Source organism: Sphingobium sp. B10D7B (assembly GCF_025961955.1).
In the GTDB taxonomy this organism is placed as follows: domain Bacteria; phylum Pseudomonadota; class Alphaproteobacteria; order Sphingomonadales; family Sphingomonadaceae; genus Sphingobium.
On the sequence record NZ_JAOQOQ010000001.1, the window covers coordinates 69,489 to 90,080 of the forward strand.

22 protein-coding genes are annotated in these 20,592 nt (G+C 59.5%); 8 read left to right on the forward strand and 14 right to left on the reverse strand.

Translation table 11 applies throughout. The annotated features are described in order from the left end of the window. Window positions 1-138: 138 nt before the first annotated feature. The 3 genes from M2331_RS00330 to M2331_RS00340 are packed head-to-tail and all read right to left on the reverse strand — an operon-like array spanning window position 139 to window position 2,469. Window positions 139-1,809 (reverse strand): recombinase family protein, encoded by a 1,671-nt coding sequence (locus M2331_RS00330; RefSeq protein ID WP_181558452.1) that lies wholly within the window; start codon window positions 1,807-1,809, stop codon window positions 139-141. Then, entirely contained in the window at window positions 1,802-2,227 is a 426-nt protein-coding gene (locus tag M2331_RS00335; RefSeq protein WP_181558453.1) for a DUF2924 domain-containing protein, read from the reverse strand. Before M2331_RS00335 ends, M2331_RS00330 begins: the two co-directional genes overlap by 8 nt. Continuing rightward, window positions 2,224-2,469 carry a DUF3489 domain-containing protein gene (locus M2331_RS00340; RefSeq protein ID WP_181558454.1) on the reverse strand — a complete coding sequence of 82 codons (246 nt, stop codon included), beginning with the start codon at window positions 2,467-2,469 and terminating at the stop codon, window positions 2,224-2,226. Before M2331_RS00340 ends, M2331_RS00335 begins: the two co-directional genes overlap by 4 nt. A 605-nt stretch (window positions 2,470-3,074) precedes the next feature. Here M2331_RS00340 and M2331_RS00345 point away from each other — a divergent pair. Genes M2331_RS00345 through M2331_RS00360 form a run of 4 tightly spaced genes read left to right on the forward strand, consistent with a single transcriptional unit; the run spans window position 3,075 to window position 8,064 of the window. After that, on the forward strand, window positions 3,075-4,370 hold the full coding sequence (locus tag M2331_RS00345; protein WP_264592232.1) for a DUF2235 domain-containing protein: 1,296 nt from the start codon (window positions 3,075-3,077) through the stop codon (window positions 4,368-4,370). Beyond that, entirely contained in the window at window positions 4,363-5,559 is a 1,197-nt protein-coding gene (locus M2331_RS00350) for a caspase family protein (RefSeq protein WP_181558455.1), read from the forward strand. The genes M2331_RS00345 and M2331_RS00350 overlap by 8 nt, the downstream gene beginning before the upstream one ends. Then, window positions 5,552-7,009 carry a hypothetical protein gene (locus M2331_RS00355; RefSeq protein ID WP_181558456.1) on the forward strand — a complete coding sequence of 486 codons (1,458 nt, stop codon included), beginning with the start codon at window positions 5,552-5,554 and terminating at the stop codon, window positions 7,007-7,009. Before M2331_RS00350 ends, M2331_RS00355 begins: the two co-directional genes overlap by 8 nt. Then, window positions 7,009-8,064, forward strand: coding sequence for a ComEC/Rec2 family competence protein (locus tag M2331_RS00360; RefSeq protein ID WP_181558457.1), 1,056 nt, complete (start codon window positions 7,009-7,011; stop codon window positions 8,062-8,064). The genes M2331_RS00355 and M2331_RS00360 overlap by 1 nt, the downstream gene beginning before the upstream one ends. Before the next feature lie 122 nt (window positions 8,065-8,186). On the opposite strand, the gene M2331_RS00365 is transcribed toward M2331_RS00360, so the two are convergent. From M2331_RS00365 to M2331_RS00375, 4 genes are read right to left on the reverse strand one after another with little or no spacing between them, the layout of a single operon-like run. After that, entirely contained in the window at window positions 8,187-9,254 is a 1,068-nt protein-coding gene (locus M2331_RS00365) for a CHAT domain-containing protein (RefSeq protein ID WP_181558458.1), read from the reverse strand. 46 nt (window positions 9,255-9,300) lie between these two features. Beyond that, window positions 9,301-10,230, reverse strand: coding sequence for a TIR domain-containing protein (locus tag M2331_RS00370; RefSeq protein WP_181558459.1), 930 nt, complete (start codon window positions 10,228-10,230; stop codon window positions 9,301-9,303). After that, a complete protein-coding gene (locus M2331_RS16605) occupies window positions 10,227-10,958 on the reverse strand; it encodes an E2 domain-containing protein (RefSeq protein WP_413716059.1) in 732 nt (243 codons plus the stop codon). Before M2331_RS16605 ends, M2331_RS00370 begins: the two co-directional genes overlap by 4 nt. Beyond that, window positions 10,955-12,577, reverse strand: coding sequence for a hypothetical protein (locus M2331_RS00375; RefSeq protein WP_181558460.1), 1,623 nt, complete (start codon window positions 12,575-12,577; stop codon window positions 10,955-10,957). Before M2331_RS00375 ends, M2331_RS16605 begins: the two co-directional genes overlap by 4 nt. Window positions 12,578-13,169: 592 nt before the next feature. Between M2331_RS00375 and M2331_RS00380 the strand changes: the two genes are divergently transcribed. From M2331_RS00380 to M2331_RS00395, 4 genes are all read left to right on the forward strand, one after another. Next, window positions 13,170-13,634: a helix-turn-helix domain-containing protein gene (locus M2331_RS00380; RefSeq protein WP_181558461.1), complete on the forward strand. Its 465-nt coding sequence runs from the start codon at window positions 13,170-13,172 to the stop codon at window positions 13,632-13,634. Between the two features lie 80 nt (window positions 13,635-13,714). After that, the gene (locus tag M2331_RS00385; protein WP_184117225.1) at window positions 13,715-14,110 is read left to right on the forward strand and encodes a hypothetical protein; all 396 of its coding nucleotides are present in this window, start codon (window positions 13,715-13,717) and stop codon (window positions 14,108-14,110) included. Between the two features lie 269 nt (window positions 14,111-14,379). Continuing rightward, the gene (locus M2331_RS00390) at window positions 14,380-15,180 is read left to right on the forward strand and encodes an RNA polymerase sigma factor (RefSeq protein ID WP_181558463.1); all 801 of its coding nucleotides are present in this window, start codon (window positions 14,380-14,382) and stop codon (window positions 15,178-15,180) included. A gap of 2 nt (window positions 15,181-15,182) precedes the next feature. Beyond that, a complete protein-coding gene (locus M2331_RS00395; RefSeq protein ID WP_181558464.1) occupies window positions 15,183-15,806 on the forward strand; it encodes a hypothetical protein in 624 nt (207 codons plus the stop codon). On the opposite strand, the gene dcd is transcribed toward M2331_RS00395, so the two are convergent. The 7 genes from dcd to M2331_RS00430 all read right to left on the reverse strand — a co-directional run bounded on the left by dcd (window position 15,803) and on the right by M2331_RS00430 (window position 20,487). Further along, entirely contained in the window at window positions 15,803-16,453 is a 651-nt protein-coding gene (dcd, locus tag M2331_RS00400; RefSeq protein WP_181558465.1) for a dCTP deaminase, read from the reverse strand. The genes M2331_RS00395 and dcd overlap by 4 nt on opposite strands. Then, entirely contained in the window at window positions 16,446-17,675 is a 1,230-nt protein-coding gene (locus M2331_RS00405; protein WP_181558466.1) for a hypothetical protein, read from the reverse strand. Before M2331_RS00405 ends, dcd begins: the two co-directional genes overlap by 8 nt. Continuing rightward, window positions 17,629-18,078: a hypothetical protein gene (locus tag M2331_RS00410; protein ID WP_181558467.1), complete on the reverse strand. Its 450-nt coding sequence runs from the start codon at window positions 18,076-18,078 to the stop codon at window positions 17,629-17,631. Before M2331_RS00410 ends, M2331_RS00405 begins: the two co-directional genes overlap by 47 nt. A gap of 71 nt (window positions 18,079-18,149) precedes the next feature. Further along, window positions 18,150-18,485: a hypothetical protein gene (locus tag M2331_RS00415; RefSeq protein ID WP_181558468.1), complete on the reverse strand. Its 336-nt coding sequence runs from the start codon at window positions 18,483-18,485 to the stop codon at window positions 18,150-18,152. A 94-nt stretch (window positions 18,486-18,579) separates the two neighbouring features. After that, entirely contained in the window at window positions 18,580-19,011 is a 432-nt protein-coding gene (locus M2331_RS00420) for a DUF6527 family protein (RefSeq protein ID WP_181558469.1), read from the reverse strand. Next, window positions 19,008-20,177 carry a ThiF family adenylyltransferase gene (locus M2331_RS00425; protein WP_181558470.1) on the reverse strand — a complete coding sequence of 390 codons (1,170 nt, stop codon included), beginning with the start codon at window positions 20,175-20,177 and terminating at the stop codon, window positions 19,008-19,010. The genes M2331_RS00420 and M2331_RS00425 overlap by 4 nt, the downstream gene beginning before the upstream one ends. After that, the gene (locus M2331_RS00430) at window positions 20,152-20,487 is read right to left on the reverse strand and encodes a multiubiquitin domain-containing protein (RefSeq protein ID WP_181558471.1); all 336 of its coding nucleotides are present in this window, start codon (window positions 20,485-20,487) and stop codon (window positions 20,152-20,154) included. Before M2331_RS00430 ends, M2331_RS00425 begins: the two co-directional genes overlap by 26 nt. Between the last annotated feature and the right edge of the window lie 105 nt (window positions 20,488-20,592).

The window sequence follows — 20,592 nt, forward strand, 5'->3', positions numbered from 1 at the left end:
TTGTCGCGCAGTTCTGCGACTCTGAGTGCGATGATCACGCAAAGGTGCGGTCAGAGACGCGCAAACTCTGCATTTTCCGGGTGCAACAAATCAGGGCCGTCTCTGGCCCTGACTTTCTGACTACAGTGGGGTGTGGGTTCAGGTGAACCCGAGCGCGCGGCGCTGATCAGCCCAGTCGAGTGGAAGATCGGTGCTGGTGAGCGAACGCACGGTGAAGTTGGCCGGCTGCCGACCTTCGAGAACAGCCGTGACGATATTAGGTGCTAGGCAGGAGAGGGCGACCAGCTTTCCGAGCCGCGTGCGACAGCGTCCCTGCTCGGACGCGATGGCAGCGATGGATCGATCCGGACTACCGAGGATGAGCTGGCGTGCCCAATGTGCTTCAGCCAGCAGCGTGACCAGCTTCTCGTCTCGATTGGCTTTGGTGGGGCGGAGCATTTCCGGGCCTGGAATAATGAGACGCAGCTGATGTCCTCGCCGCACCTTCAGCACCGGGAGGATCAGCTCTAATGCTTCTCGTTCGCTCGACTGATCGAGGCCGAGCAGCGCCGCGAAGCGGTTTTGATGGATCAACAGCTCGATGCGGTCTTCGCGCATCATGATCCGATCGATCGCGGCGAGGATCGGTAGCTTGTCGGCGTTGGACCCACTGGTGATCGCGCTCGCTTTAAGCGCTGCGGTCTTTAGCGCGCGATCAAGCACGTCCGCTGAGACCTCGCCAGCCAACGCCATGACCGCGTGACGGTCCATGAGATGCGTCGATAGCTGACCCAGGATCAACTTCTCAAGATCGTGGGCGCCGACCCGCCAGGCCGGTGTCCCGTCGATCAGGTCCGGCCGGGTAACATAATAGCGATAACGCTTGCCCGGCTTGGTCGCGTGGCTGCTGGTCATAGCGCGACCTTCACCATCGAATAGGAGGCCAATGAGCAGGCTCGGCTGGATCGCCCTGATTCGTCGCGAGCTGCCCGAAGCGTTGGCCTTCAGCTTCTCCTGAACGGCTTCCCAGAGCGAGGTCGGGACAATCGCCTCATGCTCACCATCGAACCATGCTCCCTTGTGCGAGAGCTCTCCTATATAAATGCGGTTGGAGAGCATGTGGAACAAGGTGCCACGGCGGAAGATGCAGCCGCCGCGATGAGGACCGCTAGTGCGGCGCTGGACCTTGGTGCGATATCCTTGCGCATTCAACTCTTCTGCAAGTTGGACAACCGAGCTCAGCTCGAGATAGCGTTGCATGATATGCCCGACTAACTCTGCCTCCCCCAGGTGAGGAACGAGCTTGCGATCATCGACCGCATATCCCATCGGTACTGGGCCACCCATCCAAAGCCCTTTGCGCTTCGACGCTGCGATCTTGTCACGAATGCGTTCGCCGGTGACCTCGCGCTCAAACTGCGCGAACGAGAGCAGCATGTTGAGCGTAAGCCGCCCCATGCTGGTCGTGGTGTTGAACGACTGGGTGATCGAGACAAAGCTGGCCTTTGCGGTATCGAGCACATCCACGATCTTGGCAAAGTCGGCAAGGCTGCGGGTCAAACGATCGATCTTGTACACCAGGATGATGTCGGCCTTACCAGCCGCGATGTCGGCCAGCAGCCGCTTGAGGCCGGGGCGCTGCATATTGCCACCCGAGAACCCGCCATCGTCATACCGGTCCGGAACCAGCGTCCAGCCTTCGTGACGCTGACTCAGCGCATAGGCAGCGCATGCTTCATATTGCGCGTCGAGGCTGTTGAACTCCTGATCGAGCCCGTCCTCGGTCGACTTGCGGGTATAGACCGCGCAGCGCAGGCGCTTCTCAGCCACCCCGCTTCAATCCGAAGAAGCGTGGGCCGGACCAGTGTGCACCGGTCACCAATTTGGCGATCTCGCTGAGCGAGCGATAGGGGCGCTCCTGCCAGACGAATGCCTTCTCTTGGACCTCGACCACGATGGTCTGGCCGTTCCACTCACGGATCAAGCGTGTACCCGGCGCCAGCACAGGGGCAGGGGGCTTTGAACGAGTAGCAGCACCGGAAGAGGCCGCTGCTCTCGTCAGCTCCCGTGCAACCAACACTGGCAAACCACCCAGGCGTCGTTCCTGGGCGACCTGTGCCACCAGCCGCCTGAGCAGAGCGACTGGCACGTTAGGCGGGTCCATCTTGGACAGCTGTTGCCATCGTTCGCGCAGTTGAGCGGCGTCGAGCGAGGGCAGGGCAGCAAGCTCCTTGTCGAGCTTGCTCATTGCTCCTCGGGCTCCGAGCGACCGATGATTGTGTAACGAGTGATACCATCGACCGACGTGCGAGCGATTTCATATCGTTTCTTACGCAGGCCGGTCAGCGCAGCCCGGGTGGTGTTGGGCTGCCAGCTCGTCAGCTGGATCATCTCTTCGAGGCTGGCGCCTTGAGTGCGCTGCAGAATCGAAATGACCTGCGCTATCTTAGAGGCGAGCGGAATAAGCTTATCAGTATTAGCCTCGGTCATGTGTGGTCTCCTGGTTGTGAGCAGCGACGTGCTGCTCCCACCACCCAAGGCCCCGGGAATCACATCCTCCAGGGCTAGGCCGCAGGCTTTTCCGGCTCTGCGAATAGCAATGCTCGGTTCGTGGGCGAAGTCGACTGGAAAGTGCACGCCTGGCAAAGCTGGATATCGAGGGGGTTAAGGTCAGACAGTTTCGACACGCGTCTTCTACGTAGGAAAACCGGGAAGCGGCCGTTCATTTATAGCTCCGCGAACACGGCTGGCGATTTCCGTATTGGGGACGGTCTGGAAAGGCAGATGCAGGGCGCCAGTGGCCGCAAGCTGCCCTTCCTTCACGCGCGCTGCTGAACGTCGGCTAATGCGGACAATCCGAACGGTCCGCTTTTGGCCCGGTAGGCCAGCAATTAGCCCTTCGTTCGCCTTGGTATCGGCCGTCATCTACGACGGATCCGAACAGTTGGGCACTAGCAAAGGTGGATGCGCGAAGTTGAAGTCATGCCTTTCAGTAATTCCCGGATTTGAACGCAATCCACAAAACTCTTCCGAGTTTAAAATGCGCCGGTTCGGTCCGAATCAAATAGGATTGGTCTGTGCTTGACAATTGATGCATGGTGCAGACGATTGTGCATGGCGAATTTAATGAGAAGATCAGTGGCAGATGGGTTTTCCAGCTGGGAGTGGGTCGCTCAATCGTCGCGGAGCGGTCGATGAGTGGGGCGGGTCGCAATCTCGTCCTGCTGTGCGACGGCACAAGCAACGAGGTGAAGCAGGACCTTACCAATGTCCTCAAATTATATCGCTTCGCCGAGAAGAATGACGAGCAAATGGTCTTTTACGATCCCGGCGTGGGTACGGTCGGGCTCGCCAACGACTGGGGTCGGCTCCGTCAGGGTTGGAACGTCTTCTTCGGGCTGACGACAGGCTGGGGGCTCGACGACAACATCCTCGATGCCTATGAATTCCTTTGCCGAAATTACCGGGACGGTGACCGCATATTCCTCTTCGGGTTCAGTCGCGGCGCCTACACCGCTCGGGCGGTAGCGGGGCTAGTCCAGATGATTGGACTGTTGCGTGTCGAACAGCTCAATCTCGCGCGTTACGCCCTGACGGCCTACAAACGCGCTTCGAGCGAGAATGACCTCGGTATTCCTCGGCAGTTTCGGCGGGTGGTTGGCGGCCAGAGCGCGACAGTCCATTTCCTCGGCGTTTGGGACACGGTCGCTTCGGTCATCGTGCCCCGCCGCAACCGCTTTTATATGCCCGGTCTCTCCTACCTTCCCTATACGAAGAACAATCCCGGCGTCCGTGCCTTTCGACAGGCAGCGGCCATCGACGAGCGCAGAAGCATGTTCCGGCTCTATGCTTGGGGGAAGAGGCAAGATTATCGGCCGCTGGCCCCCGAGGAGTCGATCGTACTCCAGGACCAGCAGACCGTCTGGTTCTCTGGGAACCATTCCGACGTCGGCGGAGGATATCCCGAGTCAGAAAGTCACGCCGCAAAGTTCGCGCTAACGTGGATGGCGCGCGAGGCGGAAGCGCATGGGCTGCGGATCGATCAAGCCATGTTCGATCACTTGGCGTTGGGGAAAGACATTGCCGATGGAGAAAGGGATTACGTCGCGCCCAACGCGCACGCGCCGATCCACAACTCGATGAAAGGCTTCTGGAAACTGCTGGAGCTCGTCCCCAAGAACAAAAAGTGGCGTCGGTGGCCCGAAAAGACCGACCGACAGGGCTATTATCTTCCCTTGTCAGAGCCTCGAAAAATCGAGGAGGGCGCCTTCCTTCACGAGTCCGTGATCGATCGGTTGAGCACCGGCTATCATCCGGTCAATCTGCCGAGAGAATACAAGGTCGCTCGCACGCGCGATCCTGCAGCCGAGAATGGGACGCCCCATGGCTGACACTGATTTGATTTTTGTCGACGAGAACGTTGAGGGCCCGGGCACGCACGTCCTGCTCGTCGGGGTCGGCACCTACGACTATCTTGTCGATGGATCTTCCGAAAATCTCGACGTCGCCGATGCCATGGAACAGCTCGATGCGCCAGCCAAGTCGGTGAAGGCAATCGCCGACTGGCTGCTCGACGGCAATTTTCACAATGGAGACAGGCCGCTCGCCAGCGTCGCGATGGTCGTGTCGGCACCCGATCCGTTCATCTATGCTCACGAGGCGGCGACAAACGCTGGGGCTCCGCTGCCATCCGGCACCGCAGAAGAAGTTGTCGCTGCCATTCGCTCTTGGCTGGCCCGCGCATCGACGCATCGGGAATCGATGACGATCTTCTATTTTTGTGGACATGGTATCTTTGCGGGCAACAGCGTCCTGCTTTGCCGCGATTATGGCGAGGAGCCGGACGACCGCTTCGCAGGGACCATCAACTTCGACAACCTCTGCTCGGCGATGCAGACGAAGATACCCGAGTATCAGATCTTCCTGGCTGATGCATGCCGCACGCCCGATGACACAATCGACCTTCTGGCGACCTTCAACGGTGCGGGCCTTTCGGCACTGTCTCCATCGAAGCTGATCACTCGGGGCGGCATGCCCGCCAAGCAGAGCGTGCACCTTGCAACCTCTACCCTCGCGCCAAGCTATGGCCGTATTGATGGGGTCAGCGTGTATGCCGACGCGCTACTAAGGGCCTTGGCCGGTGGTGGCGCGCAGATTGAATATGGCATGTGGGTTGGCACCGACGGGCTACAGAACGCGCTGGGAACCTACACGCCGCGCTTGGCGAAAGCCGAGGGCGTAGAGCAAGAGCCGGATCGTATTCGATCGGGCCGGTTTAAGATTCACAAACCCGCGCGGATCGAGGTGCCGGTCTATCTTACCTGCAATCCGGAGGAGGCGTGGCACAGCAAGTTCAAGTTGACCGGATTGAGAGGCATCGATGTTGCGGTTGATTTGGACCACGATCCCGACGAACATCCGGAGCGGAATGAACTCGAGTTCTTGCTCGAGAACGACAAATACAGCTTCTCTGCGGTGTTCGGCGAGACCAGCCCCTATATGAGCGGTGAAGGAACGCTGATCGTGCATCCGCCGGAGGCGCCCTTATGCCTGCCCATCGAACGGAGGCCCAATGGCTGACGGAGCGATCAACCTGAGAATGCTCGGATCGGATCGAAGCGCTGGCACCTATGACGTTGTGGCGCGTATCGAAGCGCTCGATCATGAGGCGGCTGGCAACGACGGTAGCATAGACTTGATCGTTGCCGCGCAAAACGCCGCGGGAACCGACGTGTCCGTTCAACCCGGTCTCTATAATGTGCAGGTATTCTTGCCAAACGGCCGCATTCTGCAACAGGCCTGCGAAGTCGAGACCGGCGCGACCGTTCCCATGACCTTCCTCACGCCTAGTGGCGATGCAGCTGGGTTCAGCCTGCAAGCGGCCTTGGGTAGCGCAAGCCCACTCGATCTTCTCACCAGCGCAATCGGCGCACGAACGACGGCGGCAACACAAGCACCTCGCGTGACCGCTACACGCACGCCACCCAAGGCCCCCCGCAAGCCGCAGGGCGCAACGCCGAAGACGGAGAGGTCTAGGAGCGATGCGGCGCGCATGAAGCGCGGTGGTAATGCGGTAGGATCGAGCCGGGCAAAGGCAAATCCGACCGTCCGCCCCCGCGCCGTATCTCAACCGCCAAGGGCGTTTGCCAACAGCGGACCACCCGCCGCCATCGGTGTGCCGGAGATGTGTCTGACCGGCCCCGGCGCATTTGAAGGCCAATCGAGCTGGACGCGGCTCGCGGCCGGCCCACGATCGTGGAACGGCCAAAAAGAAGCTTGGACGCAACCCCATCCCATGAACAGTCGCGACCAAGCGTCAATCTGGCGGCTTGCGCCGGACATCGCGGGCGAGGTTCCAGGGAATGGGCGCGTCTGGGCTTTGGTCCGGACCCGGTCGTCTACCGAAGCAGTGTCGCTTCCGGCACCGTGGCGATGCGCACAGTCGCTGCGACTTTCCCCGATCGATTTGCTCGTCGACGCCACGCTCGGTGGCCGCGCCGCGTCATCGGTGGCTGTCAACGACGCCGGCCTCGACGGGCTGCTCTCCTATCTGGACAGCGGCCGGCTGACATCCCTCAGGCCACTGGTCAGCCAGCTGGAACGCTCGGGTCTTATCGAGCGCACAATCGACGAGAAGGCATCAAACCCGTTGGGTGCCTGCGCCGCCGCCTATGTGGGGCTGGCCATCTTCGACCCGTATGAGCAAGAACGCTGGGATTCCTGGTTGCCCAACATCATGAACCGCTTTCCGTGGCTACCGGATGGCGGGATCGTCCACGCTCGCCGCATCATGCTGCGCCCGAAGAATAGCGACGAGAGCGTTGAGGCATTATCTGCGCTTAAACGCTCATACAATGCCGGTGTGCCCTATTACAGCGCCGGGGTACAATTGATGCGCGATATGCTAGGGCTATTCGCGGAGGAGCATCCAGAGGCGGCCGAAATGTTGGCTGCGGTCGCTCCTATCGCGGCCCGCTGCGACCCAAAACAGATGTTCACTGTGTTGCGCTTCCCAGAGGCGAAATCCTGATGTTGCGGTTGACCGTCTTTCCGGCCGACGATGGCGACTGCTTGCTTCTGAGCTATGGTGAAGCAGCACCGTTCCGGCATATCATCATCGATGGCGGCCGCGCATCATCTTATCCGCATTTGCGAGCCCGGCTGACCGAGATCCGCGACGCAGGCGAGGAGATCGAGCTGCTCGTGCTTACGCATGTCGACGCCGATCATATCGAAGGCGTGCTCAAGATCGCCAAAGATCCGGATCTGCCGCTCGCTCCCAAGCACGTTTGGTTCAACGGCTTTGACCAGTTAGGACGCATACAGGCTTTCAGCCCCGGCGAAGGAGATGAATATTCCGAACTGCTGGGTAAGTTGGGGTGGCCTTTAAACGAGGCGTTCAATGGCAACGCCGCCTCGATCGAGGCAAAGCCTCAGCCATTCGAAATGGCCGGTCTCACCATTACACTTCTCTCCCCAGACGCTGAGAAACTGGCCAAGATGCGCAAAGCCTGGACCGCCTGGCGGACCGCCGACGCCGCCAAGGCAGCGGCGAAAGCTTTGCGGGCGGCCTCCGGAGTCCAGAGGATGGGCCGTAAGGCTATGCCCACGGTGCTCGACATCGAGACGCTGTCTGCGCCGACCCCGACCGATCCCGAACCACCCAATGGGTCGAGCATCGCGTTTCTGGCCGAGTGGAATGGCAAATCCGTTCTTTTGGCGGGAGACGCTCATCCCGACCTCCTGGCAAAATCGCTCTGCGCGCTCTTGGCTCCCGGCAAACGATTGACCGTCGACCTCTTCAAGGTTTCGCATCATGGAAGTCATGGCAACACGTCGCGCGAAGTCGTCGAGGCGCTAGACTGCCGTCGCTTTCTGATCTCCACCAACGGGAAGCGTCACGGACATCCCGATCCAGAGGCTATCGCACGATTGCTGCGCTTCGCGCCCGACGGCATGAAGACGCTCTATTTCAACTATCGGACACCACGCACCGATCCCTGGGACGATGCACCGTTAAGTGCGAAATATGGCTATGCGACTGAATTTGCCGGCCCAGACGGGATTTTGCTGATCGATATCTGATAGCCAACGGCTCAGACCGCACCCACTGCCTTCAGTCAAACGATCTAAATAATGGGAGCATGAACTCGGCCCTATTTCGTGGTGTGACGCCGGGAAGATCTCGGGTGGCTGAATTGCATCGGTTAACGCGGAAGCGCGCCTCGTCCACGGCGGCCACCGCCACTGGCCACAAGGAAGCCGATTGCGCGGCGCACCACAGCATCGATCTCGTCTGGTAACGTGCCACGCCACTGCTCTTCCAAATAATAGCGAACCAAGGCCGTGGTCATCTTGGAAGCTGCACTCACAACCTTACCATCGGTCGTCGTGACAGCGGCGAACCAGTTCATCTCGCCATAATAGGCGTAATAGCTGTCCAGCCAGATTTCCCCGTCCACGGGCTGGCTCTCAATGATCCAGCTGCGAGCTGACTCTAAGCCGTTTCCTTGATCCCGGACGGACTCATCGTCCGTGAAGAAGACGGTCTGCCGTGCAGCCACTGGAGCCCCGGCGATACCAAATTGGACCTCAGGCATCTCGGGCCTGAACTTTGTGTCCGGCTTTTGCAGCGAATGATCGAGCCACTTCTCTACCATGGGAAAACACGCGACAATCCGAAACGGGTCCACTAGGCACACATGCTCGGCGCCCTCGGGCGCGACCATGGCGTGTAGAGAGGCGTTGGTCGCGCCCCCACTGATCACGTGAAGATTGGCACAGGCAACACGAAAAGCCTGCGCGATCGACGCTGCGTTGGCCAATTGCTGGTAAAGCGTGGTTACCATCGCCCGAGCTGCCGCGTTCATAATGGGGGCATCCGTACCAATGACAAAATCCGCCCCTCCAGCTGCCGCCAAGCTGGCCGCCATCTGGTTTGACGAACAGGCATTCAGCACGATTAGCTTGGGTTTCTTGGGACACCCGCTGAGCAAGCCTGCCAAACGGGGGCCATCGACTTCGACGACATCAAGTTCGGCATGCCCGAGTACTAGGGCCCCTTCCTCGCCATGCGCCGAGAAATGGAGGATGTCGGGCTGCTCGCGCCGTACAGTCTCGGCGAGACGTTCGACCGGCAATGCGCTGAAGACACGAAACACGATGGGCTCGCTATCCGCGTTCCGCTCCAGGCTTTCCTGAAGCTCTTGCACTTCCTGCTCAATCTGGAGCGGGTCCGCCTGCTCCGGATTGTTCGAGACGTACATGATCTTCATCGCCAGAATCCCACTGCTAGTCATTTATACTCACCGGAGACGAACCTCACTTAACATTCCTAAGGCGGGAACGGACCTTGCGTGAGGCGATTATCTCGCGAATGGCGTCGACCGCTTGGGTCAAGGCGATTTGGAGTGGAACGTCGCCGCTCGGCAGACGATAGGTCATAGGTTGCACGCCCTTGAACAACTGCGGTGTGCCATTGCCCCCATCGGGAATCATCAGCAGCGTGCGGTACCGCGTTAGTTCCGACATGAGATAGCCCAGCTCAAACCGAATGGTGTCCCACTCCTCGTCTGTCATATGGGCGCGTCTCTCACCAAGATCGTCCGGGTGCGCGAGCACGATGCCAAAGTCGGCCTCGCGGGCCTTCTCGTGCAGGGTATCGAGCACGTGACCGCCCGGCGGCACCAGATCTACCTCACTCCACAGTTCAACATCATAGTCGCGCGACAGGGCGAGCTTAAGCTCGTCGGCGATCTCTCGACGGCTTTCGGCCGCGATCATGAAGATTTTCGGCCGCTCGTTGGTCACCGTGATCAATTGGTTGCGTTGCTCGACCTTATGGGTCAGCTCGACCGCAAGCAGACGCCAAAGATCGGGGGCTTCCTTGCCAGCTGCCTTGAGAGTGGCTGCATCGCATCGAAGAGCGACGACTTCCTCCCGCGCTGTCAAGGTTGCAGTGCGTTGTATCTTCGGATTGATCGCGGTGAATTCGCCGACCAGATCGCCCGCCCCACGTCCGTAGGGGAGGATCTCGCCTTTGACCGTCATCGAAACCTCACCCGCCAGGATGAAGTAACAATGGGTGTCGTTTCCGCCCTGCCGGATCAATTCTTCACCTGGTGCGAAGCTGATCAGTTCTCCAGCGCGAGCCAAGGCTGTCGCGACATCGCGATCACGGATGACCTTCTGTCCCAGAAGCGCATCAATCAAGTCGTCTTCGTTGCGGAAGTTTTCGATCCTATCCGTCATTGCTTCGTCCTCGCGTGCGCTAACGGGCAGCCATCGATGCGCCCGCAGCAGCTTATGCCGCGGCCCCGGAGTGCTTGGAAGAAGCTGCGCTCCCCAGCACGCCGTGCCAGCTCTAGCTTCAAAATCCGCTGCAGCACTGCTCGTCTGTCGCATTTCCGAAACGGCACCGGCTCTCCGTCGCCGTCCACGCATCCCCTGGGACACTCCTGACCCATCGTTATGCGTCCGCCGGCGCGCACCTTCTCAGCGATCCAGCCCTCATCATTCTCCATGCAAGCGGCGTACTCAGCGTCAAGGCCGTGCGCAGCGGCGAGGGCCTCCACCTCCGCCTGACGGTCGGCAGCATCCGGACCATGGGACAACCAACGGCCAGCGGGCCAACGCCGACGCCGAGCGGCGTGATGCTGGTTGACAAGATACTCGCCGAGAGCCTGCCAGAACGCTTCAACCTCGGCGGGGCGATCGACGTGATAGCTGGCCCGCCCCAAGCAGAACCGAGAGTTTGGATTGATATGCAGTTCGGGGCAACGCTGTGGGAGCTTCTCTCCAGGAGTGCGCTCGGACACAAAGAGAAACCACTTATCTGCTCCAACGCGAACTATGATGGCGGGAGTGGCGCTGCCGCTCGGCAGCGGGGGCGCTACTATCCAATCAACACCGTCCGGCCCGACGGCCAGAAGGGCCGCCCAACTCGGTGCCGCATTCCGCAGTTGGGCTTCGATGCTCACTCCTCAAAATACGCACGCGCTGGCGTTGCGACGGCCGCGGCAGCGGTGCCAGCGAGGATTCCGGCACCTCCGCGCGCCGCCGGGGCGCCGGCGACGGTTGCAGCGACCCGCTTTCCTTCAATACCGGTTGCCACATCGTCATAGACCAGATCATCAGCAGTGCGCCCTGGACCGAACAAAGAGCGCACAGCCGGATTAGCGTTGGCATAGGCGTTCGGCCCGATGCGCGTCTGATGCCCATCACAGTCGCGCTGGCAGGCCTCAGACTCGCGAATGGCAAGGCTCGAAGCGACCCGCACTGCCCGATCGCCACGAATGCCGATCCGTGACACCGGCGTCCAACCTGTCTCGAAGCCGATCGCAAGGCCCAGGTTTCGCGCTTCGGGCATGATCTCTCCACAAAGGTCGAAAGAGGAACGTAGGGCGCCCGCGCACAACGCCGCTTGGCTGACGGTTGCGCAGACGTCGACTTCTCGCGCGTCGCCCTCGGCGAGGATCGCCAGGATGCAGTCTCCGATAAACCGCACTTTCCTCCCTTCGAAGTCGGATTGGACGACGGCGTTCATTTCCGAGCGCAGGACATGCAGCAGTCGAACCGCTTCACCGAGCCGATTTGTCGCCATGCAACGGTCGACATAGGCCGTATATTTGTCGAGGTCAGCGAAGATGGCTGCAAGAGGCATGCGGATCGAACGGCTTGGCGAAAGCGCACCGTAATCGATTGAGCGCAGGGGCGGCGTGTGCTGGTGGAAGGTGAAGTCAGTCGGCGAGAGCGAAGTCCAGCGACGTTCCGTAGAGTCTCCGACCCACTCGTCGAAGCGGACAGATGCTGCCACGATACGGCCGCTGTCCACCGCGGCAGCACGGAGCGACATCAGGTCCAGCGGCGTCGCCGCGACCGAGCGTTCCTCGGGAAGCGTCGGAGTGCGGCGCAGTCCAAACAGACCGCGGATACGATCCGACAGATAAATACCTTCGGTATCGCCCATCGCGAGCTTTGCCGCGTGGTTCGCGGCACCTCCGATGAACATAGGCTCGCGTTCATCCCGCCGACCGCTATTGATGGCCACGCAAGGGCCAATATCGATACCGACGCGGAACCGCAGTTGGGGCGCCAGATCACCCAGGAACTGGCGGCCACCAAGGCGAGCCAGTTCGACCATCTGTTCGGCAAGGTCCAAGGCAGCGGCGACGCGCTCTCCAACGGACGCCTCTCCCCGCGGTTCGATCACCACAGCGTGGAGGCGGGCGCCGTGATAGTCGACACGGTGGGCTCCGGCGCCTTCGACCATGCGATCGGCGGCGCCGTACAAGGTGTGGAGCACTGCCAGGCCCCGCGCATGGCTTGCCGGTGTCTCACGCCCCTGATCCAGACGGAAGTCGTCGTAGTTGAGCAACCGGACATAGACCTGCACCGTATCGACGAGGATGGCGGCGCTGTCAGGAAGATCGAACAACGGGGGATTTTCCGGGCCGGTACGCCCCTGGGCCTTCTCCAAGTCACGCATGCGAACGAACCGGGGGAGATATTCGTCGGCGTAACGCTCTACCTTCACCTCGGGCGCGCTCTCCCGGAACTTGCGGATGCGATCGTTCGCGCGAGACTTGGACCAACTCATAGTTTCACCTTTCCGGGGTCATTGCCCCTGTACCGCCCCCTTTCAGAGTTAAGATATACATTAACTCTGTGTTCAGTTTCAAGCCTACATACAAAATAGGCGATGGCTATCATGAAACCATTGGACCGCTTGGGAATTAAGCTCTATCTTAACCCGGAAGGGTCGGGGCGATGCCGCGTCGAGACGTTCAAATCGAGGCTGGCTTGGCAACGACGCGAATCACAGGGCGTCGCTGGAGCTTGGCCATGCGCGATGCGGAGTGGAACGTTTTTGCTGCCATTGGATGCCCCACGGCTAGGGCCCGGCTGATCGTCATGCTCGAGCATTTCTGCGATCATGGGGAACGGGACCTTCCCGCTGGCGCCTTCCACTGGCTGCCGCGCAGCGCTCAAATCCCAGGAGCTGCTCGCCAAGGCGCCTTTGAGGCGCGGGGCGTTGTCGTGCGGGGGCATGCGAGCGACCGCATCTTTTTCGTGACTTCAATTTCCATCGATCCCGGAGGCTTGCCCCCCGCGCCTCGAGGCCGTGTCGTTCAGACAGATGCCCGGCAGGGGCAGCTACCGCTTTCATCCGTCAAGCCACCAAGGAGCACATGATGGCCAGAACGACCAATCGCGAAGAGCTCGACTGCGAAGACAGGCTATTCGAAGAAGCGTTTCTGTTGATGGCACAGACGCAAATGCAGCGTCTGTTGAACGAGAAGCAGCTACGATATCGAGATCTTGCCCTCCGGCTTGGCGTGAGCGTCGCTCGCATCAGCCAAATGTTCGGAGACGAGGCTAGCAATCTCACGATCCGCACCGTGGCACGCATCTATCACCATCTTGGCGAAGAGCCCGTGATCATGTCCCGGCGCGAGTTCGAACGCGCCGTTGCAGGCCACGACGCCGGCCTGCCGAGCAGCGAGACGGAATGGACGATGATAGCAACTGACGTCACTCCCTTTGCCGTCGCGCGCGCGAACGTCGTCGAGGTTGGACATGCAGAGGTCGAGCCACGTTCGTCTCGATCAAACGAGTGGTTTGACGCTGAGTCACATTTGTCGAAGGTAGGTTGAGCTCGATGTCCGCCAAAGCTCCAGTAGATGCCAAGCTTTACAATGCGCTTACAGGCCGGGCTACGCTTCGGGGGATCTGGATGACCGAATCGCGTTTCGATATGAGCCCGCAGGCACTCGATTCTGACGACGGGCCGCTCAATCATACGCTGCGGCCGTATGAGGTTGAAGTGACAGTCGAAGAAGGTGGTGTGATTAAGGGCTTCGTTCGTTTCGAGGCCGTATCTCGCCGTCGAAGAAAGCGGGTCGTTCATGTCGGGGCGCGCTATTTTGTGAGCTATCACGTGGAAGGAGGATGTGACCAACATATGGCGGAGCTGTTTATGGATCGAGTGGGTAAGCTCGCGGCCTATCCCTACTTTCGGGCACTTGTTGCCTCTTTAGTTGGTCAGGCAGGCGCGCAAGTTCCCACCCTTCCAATACTCACGTTCCAGCCTCGCAACATTCGGTATGCAAGCGATATGTCGCCAGAATAGTCGCCGCGGTCGCCGCGGTCGCCGCTCTATATCTGTTCGATCGATGCCTCCGTGCGTGCGCCCGGACTCCGCTGTCCCGGCTAGGACCTCGGACGGGAGCGCTCTTCAGCAACCGAGGCGGCTATTCATTCGGCTGAGTTCCGCACACATCATAACAATCGGCATCGCTGTCCTTAGGGGCTGGCTACTGAAATTTATCGATAATTGAGTGCCGGCTGACGCAATCGCTTTTTTTCTTCCGGTTTTTGCTCGCAGCCCGGACTAGAGTCATGATTGTGGCAATGGAGCAGAAACGAGCAATGTCAGCCAGAGCTGAAACACGGGTCCGGTCTGCACGTGAGGTGATACTCAAGCCCTTGACGCGTAATGCGGAATATCGCCGTTTGCCCGAGACCATTCGGCAGATCGAGGCTGCGATTGACCTGTCGTCGCACGATCTCGTAGCCCGGGCGCAAATCAATGTCGCGAACGACCAGGCTTTTTTGTCGCCGGAAGCCTTGGTCTTTTTCGTGCGCAGGGCTTTGGCCGAGCATGATGGGACGACCGTCGCCGACCTTATGGAGGTTCTTATTGACCGTTCGCTAGCCCCTGTGGCTGCCGGTTTGAAGGGCTTTGATGAAGAGGAACGACGGGACATTATCCAGACTGTTCTGTGTCGGCTGACCGAACTCTTGCTGGCGGATGACGATCGCAGCGACTTTGCCCAGGTGCGCTTCTGGATGGTGTTGAAACGGATCCGTTTGTCCGCCTGTGTGGAGCAGCGGAGTTTCGTTGCTCGGTTCGACCAGCTGGACGAAGAAAACGACGCCGCAATGGCTTGTGCTCCCGATGGCCAGCTCTCTCCCGAGGAGTTTGCCCAGCTCGCTGAGGGTTTGCGCGCTCTCGACCCACATCTGCGCCGCGTATTCGTGATGCGACACTATCAAGGATGGAAGATCGGCCCGGAGCCGCCTGACGAAGAGGATCCCAATGATCCGAGTCTGGCGGGATATTTCGGCAAGTCATCCCGCACGATTAGAAATTGGCTGAGCAAGGCCGAAGCCGCTCTTGCCTCGTTCCGAAGGAATTGAACATGATCCGCAATTCAACCGAAAAGCTGGAGGACATCCTGACCCGGTTCGTGGACGAGGTCGCAGCACCGACGCGCGAGGCGACCCTCGCCTTCGCCGATCGCTTTCCCACGTTCAAGCCCGAGATCTTGCGATTTTCGGTGATCTGGGCAGAACAAGAGGTCCTGCCGGAAGCCGAAACACTTTCTCCGGCCATGGTCGCAGATTTGTCCTCGAAGCTCGGCGTGCAGGTGCGCGAGCAGCTCGCCCACGCCGGCGCCCCAGTTATGCCGCGCGTCCGGGGCTTGTCGCTGAACAGCATGTGTGTGGCGGTGGGCCGGAGTCTTCATGAATTGGCGGACGCATGCGGTCTTGATCTGATGCTTGCTCGTAAGCTTGATGATCGTCGCATCGAACCGAGCTCGATACCAATGCCACTCACGAGGCGGATCGCGGCTTTCATCGGCGTGCCAGAAGAGCGGGTCTTCCAGGCCTGGTCACGGCCGCTGCGACAGCCCAAACTGGCATTCAGCTCGCCTCGTCGCGGTGCGGCGGTAAGCTATTCCCGCGAGAAGTTTGCGGATGCTGTCGCGAACTCCACCTTGTCGTCCGAGGCTCAGGCAGCATTGATTTCCTTGCAGGGCTAAGACCGGCCTGCGGCTGCGCGGCTTCTGGCATCGAAGTCGCGCAGCCGGTCAAACACCTTGTCTTCCGATGGCATGCGAATTGACGGCTTGCGTTGACCGGAGAAGGTGCCTGGATTGTGGCCTTCACCGCCATCGGTTTTGTGCAGGAAAATCTGGCAGATTTCCATGCCAGGCGAGATGGTTAGCGGCACCTCGCCGACATTTGCGAGCTCCAATGTAAGGCAACCTGAGAAATTGGGATGGAGGCCGGCCGCGGTTTCGATCACTAGGCCGTGCCGGCCCAATGACGACTTGCCGGTCACGTAGCCCGACAGTGTCGAGGGCAAGGTGAGCCATTCTAGAGTGACGCCCAACACGAAGCGGCCAGGGTGAAGGACAAACTCGCTACCGAAGCGGACGAAATGTTCCTTGGAACGAAGCGCACCCTGATCAGCCGAAGTCTTCTTGGCATCACTATCACGCCAGAGTTGAAAGTGATTGTGCTGACTTTGCTTGAACGACCGGAACCATCGTCCTAGCCGCAAGTCGATGGACGTCCCTCCACGCTCCTCAAGGCGTTCCAGCTGTGGGCACGGCACGATCGATAATCGGTTCGGGTGACCACTTCCCAATTTCAAGCGGTTGACGATTTCAGAGGCGCTAAGCATCGCTGTCCAACCTCTCCAGAAATTCGGCGACTTCGATCGATTTAAGCATCAGGTCGCTGAGCACCTCGTATTCGCTCCACTGCGCTTTGTCTGCCAGACCCTTCTTGTCGCGCAGATAGGACCAGCCTGCAGATACGACTTCGGCGAGCGTTGCGCGCTCCGCATAGGGTTCGAGCTGGTCGAATGCGCCGCGTATGGCAGCGATACGTGCCGCGTCAGGTCGCGGGATCTGCCGGTGTTCAAGCTCGGCGAATAGAGCGTCTCGCATCATGGGAACGAGTGTATCGACGACCTCGCCGACAATGGTCTCCATGTCGCGTTGACTGGCGTCGATCGTCGCAGTCTGCCAGCGCTCAAGCAGCAGCCGATCGAACGCTATGCCTTTTTCAGTTGCCGCATTACCTAGGATGGTCATGCGCTTATGGTCAGGCGGATAGTCCAGGAAACTTTTGCTGTCGCCCGGCGCCAGAAAGTAATCGTAGGCGAACATATAGGACGACCCGAAAACGAAGAGACCGAACAGGTCGCAGAATATCTCTTCGAGTTGCATCTGGGCGCTGTCGCCGCAGCGATCAACAATGAGGCTGCGACCGAGGACGTCAAGCTGAGCTTCTTGGAGCAGGCGTTTTTCGATCAAAGGGTGGCGCTTTAGCGCTGCGTCAACCTCGATAGAAACCTGCGCGACGAAGGCGTTCACGCAGTCATATTCGCGCCATGCGGTGTGGCCAATCTCGTGACCGGCCAACGGGGCTATAAGAACATTACCGGATTCCGGCGCGGGACTTCCGATCAGGACAAAGGTTGGTAGAAACTCAAGGCTCATCGGATAGGTGAAAGGAATGAAGTCCCATTCGGACGAGATCAGGACCTGAACCTCGTTGCCGATCGCCATCTTAACGAGCTTCGCCAGCGCAAAATGCAGTTCGAACGGGTTGCGTACGTTGGTTGAGCGCAAGATGAAGCCGAGAATGTCTGTATGGGCCGATAGCTGCTTGGTGACGTGCAGACACATCTCGTCGATAACGGCATCTTGCACGCCCGGCGGTATGTCGAGACGTGCCTGTTCCTTTATGAATACCGACTCGATCGCATCGAGCGCATCGTCGCCGTCATCGTGCGGGAAGCTCGATGCTCTCAGCTCGGCAACCTGCTTGAGAAAAGCGGCGACGCGGCGCTTAGCGGATGCCAGCCGAAGAAGGGATGCTTCGTTGTGCTCGGCCAAATCTTGCCTCCGCAGCCGGTCGCCCGACGAATTCCTGATGCAGTTGGACACAGAAGTTGACGAGTTCGCCGGCTTGCTCGTCACGCCCGCTCGTCTTTGCGACCCGCTTCAACTCGGTCACAGCCCATTCCACAAGGTTGCGAATGTCGTCTGTGCTCCGCTCGGCCGACGGCGCGCGACTGCGTTGCACCCGATCGAAAGGCTCGAAATAGCCTGGCCGCATCGAAGAAACCATCACGCCCGGCGGCGGATCGAACGAAGTTTGTTGCAACGCGTCAGCCAAAGCTTCGAGAGGACCGGCGGTAAAGGTGCCGCCAATACGCGCTCGTTCAAGTTCGAGTGCCGAGTCCAGCGCGAGATCGCCGATCCGGAATTTGCTGACTCGAGGATTCAGAGCGACCATAGCCTCATCTCCTCATTCATTGTTACCCCTTCCATACCTCTATCGAAGAAATTCATATGACTCAAGTTGAGTCACACAGAAAGTATCGAGTCGAACCAAGTTTCCACAAGCTCGGCTCTAACAAGGATTGCGCAAAGGCGAGATTCACTTAGTCCGCTATCACGCGCGAGATCGACGACGCCCCGCTTGATGGCGTCGACCTTGATATGAGCGGTGACTTTTTCCTTCTCGACGAGTGCGGCGACATCGTAGCGTTCGCGCAAGGACTCAAGCCGGCGAACACGCAGCTCGCGGATCAGAAGTATGAGGAGGAGAGTGGCGACATCCAACCCGAAGCGGGCGGCATAGGCTTCAAAGGCGCGGCGCTCAGCCGGCAGGACATAGCCGTTGATTTGTAAGCGCGCCATGAGTGCAAACCCCTAGCAGCCAACATGATCCGTTCGATCACGCAAGCAGCTAGCGGTATGACTAACCCGGCCAACGAGGCCGGGCAATAGAGGATCAGATGCGACTAATGAGGAGGCGCAACAAGCGGCGCCATCCGCTGACAGCTGGCGCCGGGGACGCCGCCGACGAAGGATCCGAGACTATGCTGTAGTGGTCGGCCTTTGCTTTCGCATCACGTGCGCGCTCGGCCGAAACCTGCTCGGGAGTCCATGGTGGCGCTTCGATAACCTTTCCACGGCGAATGACGTAGTGCGACCGGCAAGGCAGGTTCCAGTTGCCAACTGATGGATGTAGCGTGACGGTTTCGCCGTCGTAGATTATCGACCAATCGGTCGGACCAAGCGGCGTCGTAACTTCCGCACCGCAGCCGCAGGCGCAGCTATGTACAGCCATGCCATAATCCATCGCGACGTAGAGCTGCCCCGGCACCAAGGTTTCCGGGATAACCCGGACGAACTGGTGATCCAATGCGGAATGCTTGATCACGGCCGTTCGCCATTGAGCAACAGGTTGCCGTCGGTGGTGTAAGTGCTGTGCAGTTCTTGCTCAAGATCGCGATAGAAGCCGCGAAGCTTCTTCCATTTGATCACGGCCATCAATGCGTTAAACGCATTCAGGTCTGCCACCTGGATGTTGGACGCGTAGACATCGTCGCCCCCGCCACCGACAAAATCGATACGACCGTGATGACTGCGGTTTTCAGGCGTACTCGCGGTCACGCGCAAAATACCGCCCAGCGAACTCTGGTCGAGTTCTAGCCCCATGCCGACATCGACAAATGAAGCGCCGATCGCTTCAAGCCGGTCGATGATGGTCCGTTTCGAGGGACCGTCATCGATGCAGATGAAAGCGAAGCTGATGCAGGACAATGCATCGACTGTGTCAGGATTCAGCTTCACTGGATGCGGCACGATATGACGGTGCATGTGCCCGTAGATGCGCTGAAAATAATCAACTTTGAGCGGGGCCTTGCGAAGTTCTTCGATCGATGAAGCGCCGGGAGCACGGAAGGCGTTGTGCTGGAGAAAAGTATCCCCATCGAACAGATGAATCTCGGCAGCCGGCGTTTTCGCCACGAAGTCGAGAACGTAGGAGCCAGTGCCGCCCAAGCCGATGATCGCGATCCTTTCGGGTGCGAGCTTATCCATCAGTGCGCCGATGCCGGCACGAGATGACGCTGTTTCGGTATAGTGAAAAGGGCTGTCATCTTCGGGCTCGGGCACCGCATAGGGACGGGCATTCGCTCCCGGTGCCAGCGTCGCAGCCGAACCAGAAATCACGGCCACGTAGGTCGTCATCTTGTGATGATAATCCTGATATCCTTCGACAGGTTTGTTTGAAAAACTGTGACTTGCGCTAACTCCGTGACCGAGGTCGCAACGCTGATCCCGGTGACGCAGCGCGTAGATTTGGGCGCCGTCGGGAGTGCAGGGAAAATCCCCGTCCCACCAGACGACATGCGTATCGGGCCGGCAGGTCACATCGCCTGCCATGACAAGCGTCGAAATGAGGGTCCCGCTGCGAAGCTCACGAGCAGCGTCGACATAAGGCACGCCGGTCAGAACGAGCAGATTGCCTTTAATCTGAACGGCGTATCCCTCGTCACGCAGTCGCTTCAAGTCAGGACTAAGACTGAACGGTTCGCGTGACATTGAAGATGGTTCCTTTCTTCACAGTAACGATGCCGCCGGGACCCAATTCACCTGCATGAGGGATCGACGCGGCGCGCCGGTAGGTCATTGAGTAGACGAAAGGTTGGCCGGGCTGCGGCTCGTTCTGCGGAAAGGCGATGCGCACGATTTGCTCGAAGGTTACTTTTTCGCCGCGTACCGAGCGTTCGCGGGCATTTACGATGATCTCGGTCGTCTGCTTGCCGCCATCTTTGCCGTGGCCGGGATCTGGCGTTCCGGGGCGCAGGCTATCAACGATAGGGTCAGGATGTCGGCCAATTTGCTGGTTCATGTCTTAGGGTCCTTCTGATTGGAACTCTCGGCTCCCAATCATCAGTCCTGTAGAAGAGGAAGAACCGGAAAAAGCGGATGCCTGGCAACACTTCGCATCGTCTGT

What these genes read in the sequence shown, in the direction of transcription:
- dcd (WP_181558465.1), bottom strand. Translation starts at nt 16,453, where the DNA reads ATGCTTAGCGCCTCTGAAATCGTCAACCGCTTGAAATTGGGAAGTGGT.
- M2331_RS00425 (WP_181558470.1), bottom strand. Translation starts at nt 20,177, where the DNA reads ATGTCACGCGAACCGTTCAGTCTTAGTCCTGACTTGAAGCGACTGCGT.
- M2331_RS00340 (WP_181558454.1), bottom strand. Translation starts at nt 2,469, where the DNA reads ATGACCGAGGCTAATACTGATAAGCTTATTCCGCTCGCCTCTAAGATA.
- M2331_RS00390 (WP_181558463.1), top strand. Translation starts at nt 14,380, where the DNA reads ATGATTGTGGCAATGGAGCAGAAACGAGCAATGTCAGCCAGAGCTGAA.
- M2331_RS00370 (WP_181558459.1), bottom strand. Translation starts at nt 10,230, where the DNA reads ATGACGGATAGGATCGAAAACTTCCGCAACGAAGACGACTTGATTGAT.
- M2331_RS00360 (WP_181558457.1), top strand. Translation starts at nt 7,009, where the DNA reads ATGTTGCGGTTGACCGTCTTTCCGGCCGACGATGGCGACTGCTTGCTT.
- M2331_RS00350 (WP_181558455.1), top strand. Translation starts at nt 4,363, where the DNA reads ATGGCTGACACTGATTTGATTTTTGTCGACGAGAACGTTGAGGGCCCG.
- M2331_RS00345 (WP_264592232.1), top strand. Translation starts at nt 3,075, where the DNA reads ATGGTGCAGACGATTGTGCATGGCGAATTTAATGAGAAGATCAGTGGC.
- M2331_RS00395 (WP_181558464.1), top strand. Translation starts at nt 15,183, where the DNA reads ATGATCCGCAATTCAACCGAAAAGCTGGAGGACATCCTGACCCGGTTC.
- M2331_RS00415 (WP_181558468.1), bottom strand. Translation starts at nt 18,485, where the DNA reads ATGGCGCGCTTACAAATCAACGGCTATGTCCTGCCGGCTGAGCGCCGC.
- M2331_RS00430 (WP_181558471.1), bottom strand. Translation starts at nt 20,487, where the DNA reads ATGAACCAGCAAATTGGCCGACATCCTGACCCTATCGTTGATAGCCTG.
- M2331_RS00365 (WP_181558458.1), bottom strand. Translation starts at nt 9,254, where the DNA reads ATGAAGATCATGTACGTCTCGAACAATCCGGAGCAGGCGGACCCGCTC.
- M2331_RS00380 (WP_181558461.1), top strand. Translation starts at nt 13,170, where the DNA reads ATGATGGCCAGAACGACCAATCGCGAAGAGCTCGACTGCGAAGACAGG.
- M2331_RS00335 (WP_181558453.1), bottom strand. Translation starts at nt 2,227, where the DNA reads ATGAGCAAGCTCGACAAGGAGCTTGCTGCCCTGCCCTCGCTCGACGCC.
- M2331_RS00385 (WP_184117225.1), top strand. Translation starts at nt 13,715, where the DNA reads ATGACCGAATCGCGTTTCGATATGAGCCCGCAGGCACTCGATTCTGAC.
- M2331_RS00355 (WP_181558456.1), top strand. Translation starts at nt 5,552, where the DNA reads ATGGCTGACGGAGCGATCAACCTGAGAATGCTCGGATCGGATCGAAGC.
- M2331_RS00410 (WP_181558467.1), bottom strand. Translation starts at nt 18,078, where the DNA reads ATGGTCGCTCTGAATCCTCGAGTCAGCAAATTCCGGATCGGCGATCTC.
- M2331_RS00375 (WP_181558460.1), bottom strand. Translation starts at nt 12,577, where the DNA reads ATGAGTTGGTCCAAGTCTCGCGCGAACGATCGCATCCGCAAGTTCCGG.